The sequence below is a fragment of the Streptomyces griseoflavus genome (assembly GCF_014649995.1).
Taxonomy (GTDB): domain Bacteria; phylum Actinomycetota; class Actinomycetes; order Streptomycetales; family Streptomycetaceae; genus Streptomyces; species Streptomyces griseoflavus.
Genome location: NZ_BMUC01000006.1, coordinates 39929 through 54608, shown reverse-complemented (window position 1 = coordinate 54608; position 14680 = coordinate 39929). Strand labels below are relative to the sequence as shown.

The following is a 14680-nucleotide window of genomic DNA, read 5'->3' as shown; positions in this document are numbered from 1 at the left end:
TCGCCGAGCAGCCGCCTGATCACCACGGGGTTGGTGTTCGCGCTGGTCGCGATCTGCTCGGAGGTGGCGACCTCATGGCCCTGGCGCTGGTAGAGGCCGATCCAGGCCAGCGCATGGGCGGCAATGGTCAGCCTGCTGTTGGCGCTCATGCTCCCTCCTCCGGCCGCAACGCTTCATGTTACGACAGCTCAGTCGCAACAGGGAAGGTTGCGACAATCTGTCGTAACGATTACCGTTACGACAGCCGGGAAGGGTCAATCAAAGACAAGCGCGGATCGTGAGCGTGTTGCGAACTCAAAGGAGAACAGGAATGGAAAGTAACGAAAAGACCATTCGCGAGGCTTACCGGCTCGCGGAAGGGAGCGTTCTCGACGGTGACGGTTTCCTGGCCTTGTTCACCGAGGACGGGTCGTTCAACGACATGTCGACCTCGCAGAGTTTCCGCGGAGAGCAGATTCCTCAGGTGATCGCGGGCCTCGCCCGCTCGTTCCCCGATGTACACCGTGAGCTGCTCGAGGTACATGCGTTCGGTGATGTCGTCGCCGTCGAGTTGCGAATCCAGGGCACGCATCTCGGAGGGTTTCCGACTCCGGTCGGCGAGATCCCACCGACCGGGAACCGGATCGACGTGCCGGCGGCGGACCTCTGGTACCTCCGTGACGGAAAGATCGAAAGGTTCAATTGCTACAACTCGATGAGCGTGTGGCTTGATCAAATCGGGGTTCACCCTGACTTCAAGTCCGCAGTCGAAGCCACCGAGACAGCAGCCACGACGGCGTAACTCTGCCGGTCAGCGCCGAGTATGCGACAAGACACTCCCTTCTTCGGGCCGCATACCCGGCGCTGCTTCTTGGACAAAGTTGTTGTTCGCACCCAACCGCCGACACGACCCGGCAGGCCGACTCATCGAGTATCAGCAGCCTGGCCGGCAGGTAGGGCAACGACCCGCATCGAGTGACGTTCTCCGGGCCCGCCTCCACGAGACACACGGCTGCGACGAGACCCCATCCCGAAGATCATCGAGGTACGCGGTGCCGGACTGCCCTTCCCCATGCCGTCAAGCCCTGCGCATCCGACGCTGATCGTGGACGAGTTCCACGCGTGCGCGGACCGTGGAGGGCTCGGCCTGCCATGAGTCCGTGACGATCACGAGAACCGGCGCGGAGGCCGGCGTAAGAGACGGCACCACCCGCGCCCCTTGCTCCGCCCTTGGGCAGGACGACGACTCCCAGCTCGACGCCTTGCGGGCCACGGCATCCCGAGGGACAAGATCTTCAGCGAGAAGATCAGCACCCGCGTCCGCGGAGGGCCCAGTTCGAGGAGGCGCTCGTACGGCGCGGGAGGTCAAGGCCCACGCCCCGCACTGCCGCGTCATCTTTACCGTGTACGAGATGAAGCGGCTCGGCCGCGACGCCGCCGAACTCACCGTGCTCGCCGACCACCTCACCGCCCACGGCCTGGTCCTGGAGATGCTCGCCGGGCCCCCGCCCGGCATCTACGACCCCACCGGCCCCGGCAAGCTGCTGTTCGCGTTCTTCGCGGCGATGGCGGAGACCGAACGGGAGAACATCCCGGAGTCGACGCTGGAGGGGCTCGACACCGCGGCCCGCAAAGGCAAGCACGGCGGCCGACCCCCGGTCATCACCGCCGACATGCTCCACACCGTGTTCCGGTGCCGCGCGGGCGGCGAGTCCGTCGAGCAGATCCAGCCCGACCTGATCACCCCCACCAGCAAGCGCAAGGGACACAACTCCTCCGTCACCAGCATCTACCGGGCGCTCGCCGAACACGCCAAGCGCGAGGCGTACCCCGAAGCCGTCGAGGCCGCGCACGCCGACTTCGCCGCCCTGAAGGCCAGGGACGTTCCCGCCCCGCGTACGGCGGACCAGTCGGAGCCCACCCGGTACCTCGCGGTCCTCCGGTTCGAAGAGGGCGGCCCGGCCGTCATCGGCGAATGGACCGACGATGCCCCCGCCCTGCGCACGTACCGCGGCTGGGTCGGGCTGTACGGCAGCCAGGACAGCGTGGTCATCCGCCTCATCGAAGTCAGCGACGGCCGCGAACACGTACTCAGAGGGCGTTAAGTCCCGTTCCTGATGATGTGGTGTCGCCCGTTCGTGGGTGATGGGGCGGTACCGTCCTCGTGCCATGGCGTGTACATGGTGGGGTCTCGGGCATGGAGCGGATGCCGTACGCAACCGACTTGTCCGACGAGCAGTGGGCGCTGATCGAGCCGCTGGTCACCGCGTGGAAGCAGGAGCGGGTGGCACGGTCGGCGACCGGGAACCCGGGCTCCTGCGACCTGCGCGAGGTCGTGAACGCGCTGCTCTACCAGAACCGGACGGGCTGCCAGTGGCGGCTACTGCCGCACGACCTCCCGGCCTGGTCGGCGGTGTTCTACTACTTCACCCTGTGGCGCCAGGACGGCCTCGCCCAGCGGATCCAGGAGATCCTGCGCTGCCAGGTGCGGGAGCGGCCCAGACGATTAGAGGACCCGTCCCTGGTGATCATCGACACCCAGTCCGTCCGCGTGGCGGCCGGGGTGCCGAAGGAGACGACGGGACTGGACGCGAACAAGAAGACGCCCGGCAGGAAGCGGGGGCTCGCCGTCGACGTGCTGGGCCTGATCATCAGCGTGGTGGTCCTGGCCGCGAGCGCACACGACAACGAGGCCGGCATCGCCCTGCTGGACCAAGCGGCCGAGCGGTGCGGGATGCGCCTGGAGAAGGTCCTGGTCGACCAGGGTTTCAAGGACGCCGTGATCATCCACGGGGCGGTGAAGGGCATCACCGTCGAGGTGGTTCGCCGCAACCTCGACGACGAGGGGAAAGGCTTCGTCCCGCAACCGAAGCGGTGGGTGGTCGAGCAGGTCAACGGCACCCTCATACTGCAGCGGCGCCTGGCCCGAAACTACGATCACCGGCCCGACAACGCGACCTCCCGCGTCTACTGGGCCTCCACCGCCGGCATGCTCCGCCGCCTCACCGCCCCTACTTCCACCTGGCGGGACGACGTGGAGCTGGCCGCGTGAACGTCTGCGAACTCCTGCGGCTGCTGCAGACCGAACACGATGAAACCGCAGCTCGCGCTGACCACCTGCGCGAGTAGATCGAGTGGCTTACCACCGACCTTGCCGAGACAGAAGCCCGCCTGGCCGAGCTCGCCGCCACCCGCAAAGTCATCGACGGCCTCACCCCTCCCCACCACACAACGGCCCCCGCGGAGACCGCCACTGCCACCGTCTACCAGGGCATCGTGACCATGTTCAACGAGCACCCCGGAATGTTCCGTGTCCGCGATCTGCACGAGTACCTTGACCTGCCCACCGACGAGCCCTCGATCAACGTCACCTGCTCCCGCCTGGGACGACTCGCTCGCCAAGGATTCCTCGAGCAGCCGGGACGAGGCCGCTACCAGAAGCGGACTTGGCGTCCACTGAGAGCCACCGGTCGGGTCTCAGCACTGTCCCGGTACTGACGTGAGCGAGTCGTCGGCCGGATGTCAGTCAGCTGACGGAGGCTGTCGGTACGGTGGCCGAGCCATTCTCGTGGAGACATCGAAACCGCCCGGTACCCGGGCGAGACCACGAGGAGCGGACCATGAACACCATCGCGCAGCACTGGATCAACGGACAGTGGACCGGCTCCGGCTCGGTCCTGGAATCGATCAATCCGGCCGACGGCACCGTCGTCGGCTCGTTCTACGACGGTGGCGAGGTGGAGGCTTCGGCCGCCGTGGACGCCGCCGCCGCCGCGTTCGAGACCACCGAATGGGCGCGCACTCCCTCGCTCCGGGCGACCGCGCTCAGCCGGCTGGCCGACGCCCTCGAGGCCCGGGTACCGGAGGTTGCGGCCATGTTGTCCCGGGAGAACGGCAAGCTGCTGGGTGAGACCACGTGGGAGGTCAGCGGTGCGGTCGGGTGGCTGCGGTACGCGGCGGCCTCTGTGCGCACCCAGACCGCCGGGCGCGCCGCCGAGACGGCACCCGGCCAGTACACCCACTCGGTGCCCGAGCCGCTCGGTGTCGCCGGGATCATTTCTCCCTGGAACTCCCCCATCATGCTGACCGTGCGGGCACTGGGCCCGGCGCTGGCCGCCGGCTGCACCGTCGTGGTCAAGCTTCCGGCTCAGACGGCGCTGACCAATGAGCTTTTCGCGCAGGTCCTGGCCTCGGTCTCGGAGATCCCGGCGGGCGTGGTGAGCGTGTTCACCGAGTCCGGCAACACCGGGGCCCCGTTCCTGGTCTCCTCGGACAAGGTCGCCGTGATCAACTACACCGGCAGTACGCCGGTCGGGCGCAGCATCGCGGCCGCGGCCTCCGCCACGCTCAAGCGGCTCGGTCTGGAACTGGGCGGCAAGGCGCCGATGGTGATCTTTCCCGACGCCGATCTGGACATGGTGATCCCGACTGTGGTGCAGTCGCTGGTGCTGATGAACGGGCAGTTCTGCTGCACCGGCTCCCGCGTACTGGTTCACCGGGACATCGCCGACCAGGTGCGTACCCGGCTCACCAGCGCGCTCGCGCAGGTGCGGCTGGGCTCGGGCGACGACGAGAAGGCCCAGCTCGGCCCGGTGATCGACCGGGCGTCCGCCCAGCGGGTGGACGCGATCGTCGAGGAAGCCGCCTCGTACGGCACGGTGCTGCTGCGCGGCGGTGTGGTCACCGACGGCCCCCTGGCCGCCGGTGCGTTCTACCGGCCGAGCTTGATCGAGGTGGACCGCACCGACGTCCGGATCGTGCAGGAAGAGGTCTTCGGCCCGGTCCAGACGTTCGAGATCTTCGACGACGAGGACGACGCGGTGACCAAGGCGAACGCCACCATCTACGGCCTGGCCGCCTCGGTGTTCAGCTCGGACTCGATGAAGGCCCGCCGGATCGCCCGACGCATCCGCACCGGCACTGTGTGGATCAACACCTGGGGCGCCATCAGCGAGGACTTCGAGGAGGGCGGCGTCAAGGGAAGCGGTTACGGCTATCTGTGCGGCCCGCGAGCGATCGAGGAGTTCCAGGCCCTCAAGGTGTACGTGGAGCAGGACCACGCCCAGTCTGCTCACTGACCAGATCATGACCTGGCCCGGCGCCCACCTGGGCGCCGGGCCGTCGGCCTTGACCCCTGCACGGGAAGGTTGCACCAGGCGTCGATTCTGATCACCGGAGCGACGAACGGTCTTGGTCTCGCTCTGGCTGAGGAGCTTGCGGAAGTCGTGCGCCAGTTACTTCTGCACGGTCGTGCCCCGCAGCGACCGGTGCCGATCGCGCAGCGTTTCGGGGCCGGGCAATACATCGCCGACCTGTCCGCTCTGGCCGAGACCCAGCGAAACCATCTGAGCCCTGTGCTGCTCACGGCAACTGCTGCCGCTGTTGCGCGGGCAGCCCATCACGCAGCGCCAACATCGCCTCGGTCGAGCAGGAACCGATGGAATCACAACGACACGCAGCATTTCGATTTGGAGTGGTCCATGAACGAGAGAATTGTTTCCCATGCCTACGGTGCCGACGATCCTGGACTGCCAAGCCCACCGGCAGTGACAGACATCCGGCACACGCTCCGGGAGCAGAGCCGGGACGCGTCCGCGAACGCCGAGCCCCGGCTCGGCCCCACCGTTCCGGCCGCCGTCCGGCGTTGGAAACTGTGGCTCCTCACCGTGTGCGCCATCTACCCCACCATCGTCCTGCTGGGCCTGGCCACGAACCCCGTTCTGGAGGATCTGTACCTGCCGGTGCGACTCGCTGTACTCGTCCCGGCGGCGGCAGCAGCGATGGTCTGGCAGATCAATCCCCGACTGCAGCGGCATTTCGGAGCTTGGCTCACCAGATGACAAGCAGCCCGGCTCCGCCGCCGGTGTGCTCCGCGGCGCCCGCACACCACAGACCACTGCGCAGGCTCACGGCGCGAGACCGCGACGAGACCCACCGCGGCGTCTCCTCACTGGAGCTCTTCTTCGACCTGTGCTTCATCGTGGCCATAGCCCAGGCAGGCGCCCAGTTGGTGCACGCCATGGTCGAGGGACACACGGGCGAGGGGATCCTCAACTACTTGATGATCTTCTTCGCCATCTGGTGGGCGTGGATGAACTTCACGTGGTTCGCCTCGGCCTACGACAACGACGACGTGCTGTACCGGATCGTCACGCTGATCCAGATAGCCGGCGTGCTCGTCCTGACGGCAGGCGTCTCCCCGGCGTTCGAGGAACACGCGTACCTGGTCGTCATCCTGGGCTATGTGATCATGCGGCTCGCCATGACGGCGCAGTGGCTGCGCGTGGCGCGGTCGAGCTGGGGCCCCGAGCGGACGATGGCGCTGCGGTACGCCATCGGGCTGTGCCAGATCGGCTGGCTGGGGCTACTGGCTCTGCCGGAGGCCGGCCGCCCGTGGGTCTTCCTGGTGATGGCGCTACTGGAGATGGCCGTACCGCTGTATGCGGAGCGGGCCCACCCCACGCCCTGGCACCCCCACCACATCGCCGAACGGTACGGGCTGCTCACGCTCATCGTGCTCGGCGAGACCATCGCAGCGGCCACCGTCGCCGTGAAGTCGGGGATCGACGAGCACGAGGCCCTGGGTGAGTTGCTGCCCATCGCCGCCGGCGGACTGCTGATCATCTTCGCCGCCTGGTGGGTGTACTTCGCGGTCCCCATCCACGGGCACCTCCGGTCCAACCGGCAGTCCTTCCTCTGGGGCTACGGCCATTACCTGATCCTCGTCTCGGGTGCCGCGATCGGGGCCGGCCTGGAGGTGGCGGTGGAGCAGGCGGTGGGCAAGGCGCACCTTTCGGCGCTGTCGGCGTCGGCGGCGGTGACGCTGCCGACAGCGCTGTTCCTGCTCATGGTCTGGGCGCTGCACTCGCGCTTCTACAAGGTGGGGATCGCCCAGCAGTCGGTACTGCCGGTCACGGCGCTGCTGGTGGTCGTCTGCACGTTCCTGGGCCACTGGGCGGTGCTCGCGGCAGGGCTGGTGGCGGCGCTGGCGGTGGCGGCCGGGGTGACGCTGACGGCGCTCGGGGCGAGCCCGGAGCGCGGGACGGGCGGGGAAGGCGCCGCGGTGGCAGTTCCGTGAACGCCCCTCGCCGCCCCGGGAACCCGGCCGGCACGGCGTACGACGGCGCCCGTGCGGAGCGCCCGGTGCACCCGTCCCCGACGCCTCCCCCGACTCCTCACCAGGGCACGGGAGTTCCGTCCCAGGAGAAGAACCCGCCGGTGGGGCCGTCGTCCGGCAGCAGGGCCAGGCGGAGGGCACCCCGGGCGGCCTCGGCAGGGTCGCCGCCGGCAGCGGCGGCCCCGGGAGTGAGATCAGTGGCCCGCAGGCCGGGAGCGAGCGCGTTCACCTTGAAGCCGTCGTCGGCCAGCGTCTGGGCGTACAGGACGGTGAGGGCGTTGAGGGCGGCCTTGGACGACCGGTAGGCCGCGGCGCCGCCGTTCCCCGGGGTGAACTGGGGGTTGGGGTTCGTGCTCCAGGTCAGCGACGCCGTGCCGCTGGAGACGTTGACGATACGCGGGCGCGGCGACCGGCGCAGGGCGGGCAGGAAGGCATTGGTCACCGCCACCACCCCGAACACATTGGTCTCGTACGTGCGCCGGAACTCCTCGACGCCGGTGCCGGCCGGCGGGTCGAGTGACAAGGAGACGCCGGCATTGTTGACCAGCACGTCCAAGCGGTCCACCTGAGCCGCGGCCTGGGCGATGCCTTCGGGATCACTCACGTCGAGGACCAGCAGGCGGGCCCCGGCGCCGATCTCCTCGACGGCCCGCCGCCCGCGCCCGGGGTCGCGGGAGCCCGCGTACACGGTGAGGCCCTCGGCGGCGAGCAGCCGGGCAATATGCTTGCCGATGCCCTTGTTGGCACCGGTGACCAGAGCTGTGCGTTCGTTCATGGCAACCACGCTTCCCTGGTCGCGGGCGCCAGGCCAGGGACAGTCCGTACCAGGCAGGGGGAGGACAGGAGGCGGTATGGCACGGCAGGAGCTGGCCCACTACCTGCGGGCCCGCCGGGCGGCCCTGCGTCCGCACGAGATCGGCCTGACGGAGACGGGCACCGCCCGCCGCACACCGGGCCTGCGCCGCGAAGAGGTGGCGGAGCTCGCCCACATGTCGGTCGACTACTACACGCGGCTGGAGCAAGCGCGGGGACCGCGGCCGTCGGCCCGGATCCTGGACGCGCTGGCCCGCACGCTGCGGCTCACGCCGGCCGAACGCAGCCACCTGTTCCGCCTGGCGGGTTCGAGCGCGCCGCCCGGCACCAGCGCCGTGCGGCGGGTGCGCCCGCACGTGGCCCGGATGCTGGACCGGCTGCCGGAGACCGGTGCCGTCGTCACCGACGCGGCGTACCACGTCGTCGCCTGGAATTCTTTGGCCCAGGCACTGCTCGGCGCCGACCTCGGAGACGGGACGACGAACCTGGCCCGCCGCCGCTTCCTGGACCAAGGGCGGATGTACGAGAGCTCCGGCGCCGAGGAATTCGGGCACATCGCGGTGGCGCGGCTGCGCCGGGCCGCCGACCGCTACCCGCACGACCCGCGGCTGGCCGCCCTGCTGGCCGAACTGCACGACGGCAGTGAGGAGTTCCGGCAGATCTGGCAGACACATCCGGTCCACGCCCCCGGGCACCGCACCAAGACCCTGGACCATCCAGAGGCCGGCAGGCTGCGGGTGAACTGCGACGTCCTGCTCGTGCCCGAGGACGACCAGGAGGTCGTCCTGATGACGGCCGACCCGGGATCACCCGCCGTGCGGGCCTTGCGCAGGCTGGCCGGGCAGGCAACCTGAGACGAAGTGCGACAATCGCTGGTCAAGCGCGTGGCTGGTGGTTCGACTGCCTCGCGAGGTACGGCGAGGGACGCGGCGGATGTGGGCGAAGTCACATACAGGCACGGGTGTCGGCCCGACCGGGCTGGTCGGCCGGGAGGGCGAGCTCACCGAGCTCGCGGCGTTCCTGGACACGGCCGGGACGGACGGAGCCGTCCTGCTGCTCACCGGTGATCCGGGGGTGGGGAAGACGGCGCTCCTCGACGCGACCGCCGAACTGGCGGTGGCGAAGGGGGTACGGGTCGTCCGCGGGAGCGGTGTCGAGTACGAGACGGACATCAGCTTCGCGGGACTCCATCAGCTCGTCGGCTCGCTGCCGGACGAGCTCGGTCGTCTGCCGCGTGCCCTGCGGGAGGCCCTCGAGGTCGCCCTCGGTCTCGGCGTCGGTCCCGCGCCGAGCCGGATCGCCGTCCTGAACGCGGCACTGTCCCTGTTCGACGAGGCCGCGAAGGACCGGCCGCTGCTCCTCGTGGTCGACGACCTGCACGTCGTCGACCAGGCGAGCCGGGCCGCGGTGGGTTTCGTCGCCAGAAGACTGGGGGGCCGCCGCATCGGGCTGCTCGGAGCGCAGCGGGCGGAGTCCGTCGCGCCTTTCCCGTCCACCGGACTGCCGGAGCTCGACGTCGCACCGCTGGGCGACGCGGACGCCCTGCGGCTGCTGTCCCGGCGCTTCGCCCACCTTCCCCGCCGGGTCCTGTCGACCGTGGCCCACGAGGCACAGGGAAATCCCCTGGCGCTGCTCGAGTTCGCCGGTTCCACCGGGACGTCCGGCGACCAGCACGGCTCAGGGGCGGGGCAGTCGAGCGGCCCGGGGCGGAACGTGCGCGCCCTGTACGGCGCCCGTGTCGGAAGACTGCCGCGGAAAACGCGCGAGGTACTGCTGCTCGCGGCGCTCGAGGGCTCCGGCGACATCGGCGTCCTCGAGGCGGCCGGCGGGCCGGGCAGCCTCGAGGAACTCGCTCCCGCGGAGCGTGACCACCTGGTCATGGTCACGGAGAACGGCCGCGCGCTGCGCTTCAGGCATCCGCTGGTCAGGTCCGCGGTGGTCGACGGTTCCACCGGCGAACAGCGGCGCGGCGCCCACCGCCGACTGGCCGACGCGCTGGCCGACCAGCCCGAGCGCCGCGGTGATCACCTCGCGAGAGCGACGACAGCGCCCGACGAGGCGGTCGCCGCCGTCGTGGAGTCGGCGGCCCGCAGCAGCCTGCGGCGCGGTGACACCGACGGCGCCATCGCGAGGCTGCGGCGCGCGGCCGAGCTGAGCACCGACCGCGCGGACCGCAGGCGCCGCCTGTCGCAGGCCGCCTACGCCGCCGCCTGGGTTGCGGGCCATCTTGAGGTCAGCCACGAGATCATGCGTGAGGTCAAGGGCGATCCGGCGGCCCGCTCGCTCTCGGCCGCCGCGACGGCCGGCTTCCTCGTACTCGTCACGGAAGGCGACGCCGACACCGCCCACGCGCTGCTGACGGAGGCGGTCGGGCAGGCGTCGGTGACGCCCGGTTCGCCGTCCGGCGAGCTGGAGACCGCGCTGTTCACCCTCACCCTCGCCAGCCAGTACTCGGGTCGGCCCGAGCACTGGCAGCCTCTGGTCGATTTGCTCGACCGGTTCCCCGAGGCGGCGCCCGCCGCCGCGGCGTCGCTGGGGCGCGTCCACCATGACCTCGGCTCCGTCACCGACGGGATGCTGCGCCGCCTGGACGAGGAGATCGCGCGGCTGAGGGACCAGAGTGACGCCGACGTGGTCATCCGCACCGCCCTGACCGCCTCGTACCTCGACCGGCTTCCGGGCTGTCGCGAGGCCGTGTCCCGGGTCATACGCGACGGCGGCGCGGTGGGGTCGAGCATGCCGGCCCTGATGTTCGTCGCCCTGGACGACGTGCACGCCGGCCGGTGGCAGGCGTCGGCCGGCGCCGCGGACGAGCTCATCGCACTGTCCGAGGAGACGGGATACCACTTGTTCGCCCGGGTGGGGCACTACGTCGCCGCGATGGCCGCGGCCCAGCGCGGCGATCTCGACGCGTGCCGCCGCCACTGTGAGGCCGTCTGGGTGTGGTCGGGGCCCAGGGGGCTGCGGCGGCTGGAGAACTGCGCCCACCAGGCGGCGGCCCGGGCGGCCGTGGGCGCCGCCGACTTCGAGACGGCGTTCCGGCATGCCACGGCGATCTGCGCCCCGGGTGTGCTGCCGGCGTTCAACCCCGAGGCCGTGTGGTCCGCGCCGGACCTCGTCGAGGCCGCCGTGCGCACCGGGCGGCACGCGGAGGCGCGACGGCACGCGGACGCGCTGCGCGACGCCGGTGTCGGCCGCCTCTCGTCGCGGCTCGCGCTGAGCTCGGCCACGGTCACGGCGATGACATCGGCTGCCGAGGACATGGTCCGGTGCTTCGAGGAGGCGCTCGGACTGCCGGGCGTCGAGCAGTGGCCCTTCGAGGTGGGCCGTGCTCGTCTGGCGTACGGCGAAGCGCTTCGCCGGCAAGGACTCAACCGCGAGGCCCGGGTGCAGCTGGCCGCCGCCCGCGACCGCTTCGAGGAGCTCGGGGCCCGTTCGTGGGAGGCCCGGGCCGCTGCGGAGCTTCGCGCCACCGGCATGACGCGGACCGGGCGGGGCAAGGCCGGTGAGGCCCTCACCCCGCAGGAGCTGGAGGTCGCCAGGCTGGCGGCGACGGGGCTGTCCAACCCGCAGATCGCGTCGCGTCTGTTCCTTTCGCCGCGGACCGTGTCGTCGCATCTCTACCGTGTGTTCCCGAAGCTGGGGATCACGTCGCGGGCCGAGCTCCGCGACGCTCTGGAGGCGCTGCCTTCCGAGCCTTCGGCCACCCGGCTGTGAGAGCTGCCGGTCGGGTCCCCAGCACTGCCCCGGTACTGACGTAGGCGAGCCGTCGGCCGGATGTCAGTCAGCTGACGGAGGCTGTCGGTATGGTGCCCGAGCCATTCTCGTGGAGACATCGAAACCGCCCGCTACCCGGGCGAGACCACGAGGAGCAGACCATGCCGTTCGTCACCGCCGGCGACGGAACCGAGATCTTCTACAAGGACTGGGGCTCGGGCCGGCCGGTCATGTTCCACCACGGCTGGCCGTTGAGCTCGGACGACTGGGACGCGCAGATGCTGTTCCTCGTCCAGCGGGGCTACCGTGTCATCGCCCACGACCGCCGAGGGCACGGGCGTTCCGCCCAGGTCGGCCACGGGCACGACATGGACCACTACGCGGCGGACGCCGCCGCCGTGGTGGCGCACCTCGGCCTGCGCGACGTCGTCCACATCGGTCACTCCACCGGTGGGGGAGAGGTCGTCCGGTACGTCGCCAGGCACGGTGCCGGGCGGGTCGCCAAGGCCGTCCTCGTCGGAGCGGTCCCGCCGCTCATGGTCCAGACGGAATCGAACCCGGGAGGGCTGCCGGTCGAGGTCTTCGACGGCTTCCGCGAGGCCGTGGCCACCAACCGCTCCCAGTTCTACCTCGACCTCGCCTCCGGGCCGTTCTACGGGTTCAATCGCCCGGGCGCGGACATCTCCCAGGGCGTCATCCAGAACTGGTGGCGCCAGGGAATGACCGGCAGTGCGCAGGCGCACCACGAGGGGGTCAAGGCGTTCTCGGAGACCGACTTCACCGACGACCTCCGGGCGATCGACGTGCCCACGCTCATCGTGCACGGCGACGACGACCAGATCGTCCCGATCGCCAACTCCGCCGAGGTGGCGGTCACGTTGGTCAAGAACGCACGCCTGAAGGTCTACCCGGGGCTGTCGCACGGCATATGCACCGTCAATGCCGACACCGTCAACGCCGACCTCCTCGACTTCATCGAGAGCTGACCCGGCCCGGTACCGACACACAGCCCGTCAGCACGGAACACAACACGGAACAGAGAAGGAATCACCATGACCGCAACACCCACCGGCTACGTGACCGTCGTCTGGGACGCGAAGGCGAAGGCGGGCAGGGAGGACGACCTCAAGGCGTTCATCACCGCCGCCGTCACCCCCTCGCGCAACGACCCCGGCAACATCGACTACGAAGCCCACGAAGTCGAGGGCCGACTTGGCGAATTCGTCATCTACGAACGCTGGGAGACCCGCGCCCACCTCGACGCCCACCTCGCCGCGCCCCGGATGCAGGAACTCGTCCCGCAGATGCTCGAACTCATCGACGGATCCATCGAGGACGGCATCCGCCTGCTGCGCCCGTTCCGCCCCGCCCACTAGAGCAGGGCGCCGGCCGAGGTCGGGATCGACGCCGCCGGAGCACACCGCCGCGGAACCAATCCCTCGGGTGTTTCCGGTGACCGCTTACCGGGAGCACCCGCTCCGACGACACGCACAGGAGGGACACGACGCGACCACCACATTGATCACCGGCGGCAACAGGGGCCTCGGCCACGAGATCGCGCGCCGACTCGTACAGGCGGGCCAGAGGGTCTGGATCGGCGCCCGGGACGCCGGAAACGGACGCTAGCCCGCCGACCGGCTCGGCGCGGCGGTCGAGGCGCTGCGCGCTCGGGCGGGGCCACCTGGATATGCTCGTCAACAACGCCGGGAGCCTCGGCGAAGTGACCACGCCCAAGGACATGACGGCCGACCAGTCCGCCACGTCTACGAAACCAACGGCTTCGGCCTGGTGCGCGTCACGCACGCATTGCTGCCCCTGCTGCGTAAGGCAATTACCCCGTCCGTCGTCAACGTCACCAGCGGTCTGGGGTCGTTCACGCTGACCCACGACCCGGGGCGGGTCGAGTCGCAGTGTCCGCTCGCCGCCTACGGCTCGTCGAAGAGCGCGGGAAAGTCTGCAAACGCGGTCAGATCTGCCTTGGCCTCCAGCAGCATCTCTCTGACTTTGGGGAACGGTCGGCGGAGCATGTCGGCGACGGTGGCGAGCTGGGTGCGGCCGGCGTCCGCAGTGGGCTGGGCGAAGATTGTGCGGATCGCACGCGGCGACCATCTCCGCCGAGCCTTTCGGTATGACGGCGAAGACGTTGCGGACGAAGTGGACCCGGCAGCGCTGCCAGGCGGCGCCGAGCATGACCTTGCGGATCGCTTTGACCAGACCGCTGTCGCTGTCGGAGATGACCAGGCGGACGCCACTCACGCGGCGTTCTTGCAGGTGACGCAGGAACTGGGCCCAGAAATCTTCGCTCTCGCTGTCGCCGACCGTGACGCCGACGACTTCGCGGCCGCCGTCCGGGGTGACGCCGGTGGCGATGACGACGGCCTGGAAGACGATGCGGTGGTCGACGCGGGCCTTGACGTAGGTGGCGTCGAGGAACAGGTAGGGGAACCGGATGGGGTCCAGCGGCCGGGTGTGGAAGGCGTCGAGCTGTTTGCCGAGCTCGACGCAGATTCTGGAGACCTCGTCTTTCGATATCCCGGTATCGGAGCCGAGGGTTTTGACCAGGTCGTCGACCGAGCGAGTGGAGACGCCGTGAACGTAGGCCGCCATGATGACCGCGTAGAGGGCCTGGTCGATGCGCCGCCGGCGTTCCAGCAGGCTGGGGAGGAAGCTTCCGGCCCGCAGTGTCGGGATCGCGAGCTCGAGGTCGCTGGTCTGTGTGGTCACGGTCAGCCGAGTCGTGGAGGGCGGTAGCCCATGTGGGGGTGCGTCGTTGTCTCAGGTATGAGCCTTCTGGGAGATGACGGAGATGGTGTGACGTTCGCTCAACTGACGGGCGCCTACTGGTTGGACGACGTCAGCGGTGATTGCCGCGAGGGCAGGCAGGATGTCGAGCCCGTTGGTGCCGACCGCGTCGTGGGCCGCTGAGCTGGCCGCGTGTGGTCATGCTGCCGGTCGGGTTGGCCACGGTGACGGCTGCGATCGTGGTGATGACCGCCGACGGCCCGCTGGACGACCTCGGCACGAGCATACGGCCGGAAGACGGCACGTCCCCTG

Annotated in this window: 11 protein-coding genes and 2 pseudogenes; 10 read left to right on the top strand and 3 right to left on the bottom strand. The window is 69.8% G+C overall.

Annotated elements, in window-relative coordinates; translation table 11 throughout:
- A pseudogene (locus IE172_RS34520) lies at nt 1–149 on the bottom strand (Rrf2 family transcriptional regulator); the annotation flags it as partial.
- Nucleotides 150–310: 161 nt separating this feature from the next.
- On the opposite strand from IE172_RS34520, the gene IE172_RS14675 reads away from it, so the two are divergent.
- The 6 genes from IE172_RS14675 to IE172_RS14645 all read left to right on the top strand — a co-directional run bounded on the left by IE172_RS14675 (nt 311) and on the right by IE172_RS14645 (nt 7057).
- Complete coding sequence (locus IE172_RS14675) at nt 311–781, top strand: nuclear transport factor 2 family protein (protein ID WP_164420001.1); 471 nt, start codon at nt 311–313, stop codon at nt 779–781.
- Nucleotides 782–1112: 331 nt separating this feature from the next.
- Nucleotides 1113–2084, top strand: coding sequence for a recombinase family protein (locus IE172_RS14670; protein WP_306432791.1), 972 nt, complete (start codon nt 1113–1115; stop codon nt 2082–2084).
- A 92-nt stretch (nt 2085–2176) separates the two neighbouring features.
- Nucleotides 2177–3031, top strand: a complete 855-nt coding sequence (locus tag IE172_RS14665; protein WP_190097664.1) for an IS5 family transposase — start codon at nt 2177–2179, stop codon at nt 3029–3031.
- Between the two features lie 568 nt (nt 3032–3599).
- Nucleotides 3600–5057 carry an aldehyde dehydrogenase family protein gene (locus tag IE172_RS14660; RefSeq protein WP_190097663.1) on the top strand — a complete coding sequence of 486 codons (1458 nt, stop codon included), beginning with the start codon at nt 3600–3602 and terminating at the stop codon, nt 5055–5057.
- 69 nt (nt 5058–5126) lie between these two features.
- Nucleotides 5127–5819, top strand: coding sequence for a hypothetical protein (locus IE172_RS34515; RefSeq protein ID WP_202306303.1), 693 nt, complete (start codon nt 5127–5129; stop codon nt 5817–5819).
- Entirely contained in the window at nt 5816–7057 is a 1242-nt protein-coding gene (locus tag IE172_RS14645; protein WP_190097661.1) for a low temperature requirement protein A, read from the top strand. The genes IE172_RS34515 and IE172_RS14645 overlap by 4 nt, the downstream gene beginning before the upstream one ends.
- 97 nt (nt 7058–7154) lie before the next feature.
- On the opposite strand, the gene IE172_RS14640 is transcribed toward IE172_RS14645, so the two are convergent.
- On the bottom strand, nt 7155–7871 hold the full coding sequence (locus IE172_RS14640; protein WP_190097660.1) for an SDR family oxidoreductase: 717 nt from the start codon (nt 7869–7871) through the stop codon (nt 7155–7157).
- A gap of 76 nt (nt 7872–7947) precedes the next feature.
- On the opposite strand from IE172_RS14640, the gene IE172_RS14635 reads away from it, so the two are divergent.
- From IE172_RS14635 to IE172_RS14620, 4 genes are all read left to right on the top strand, one after another.
- Nucleotides 7948–8763, top strand: a complete 816-nt coding sequence (locus IE172_RS14635) for a helix-turn-helix transcriptional regulator (RefSeq protein ID WP_190097659.1) — start codon at nt 7948–7950, stop codon at nt 8761–8763.
- Between the two features lie 79 nt (nt 8764–8842).
- A complete protein-coding gene (locus IE172_RS14630; protein ID WP_190097658.1) occupies nt 8843–11626 on the top strand; it encodes an ATP-binding protein in 2784 nt (927 codons plus the stop codon).
- Between the two features lie 161 nt (nt 11627–11787).
- Nucleotides 11788–12612 (top strand): alpha/beta fold hydrolase, encoded by an 825-nt coding sequence (locus IE172_RS14625; RefSeq protein WP_190097657.1) that lies wholly within the window; start codon nt 11788–11790, stop codon nt 12610–12612.
- Between the two features lie 66 nt (nt 12613–12678).
- The gene (locus tag IE172_RS14620) at nt 12679–13002 is read left to right on the top strand and encodes a putative quinol monooxygenase (RefSeq protein WP_190097656.1); all 324 of its coding nucleotides are present in this window, start codon (nt 12679–12681) and stop codon (nt 13000–13002) included.
- Between the two features lie 570 nt (nt 13003–13572).
- Here the strand turns inward: IE172_RS14620 and IE172_RS14610 are convergent.
- Nucleotides 13573–14350 (bottom strand): annotated as a pseudogene (locus tag IE172_RS14610) (IS256 family transposase); the annotation flags it as partial.
- Nucleotides 14351–14680 lie beyond the last annotated feature (330 nt).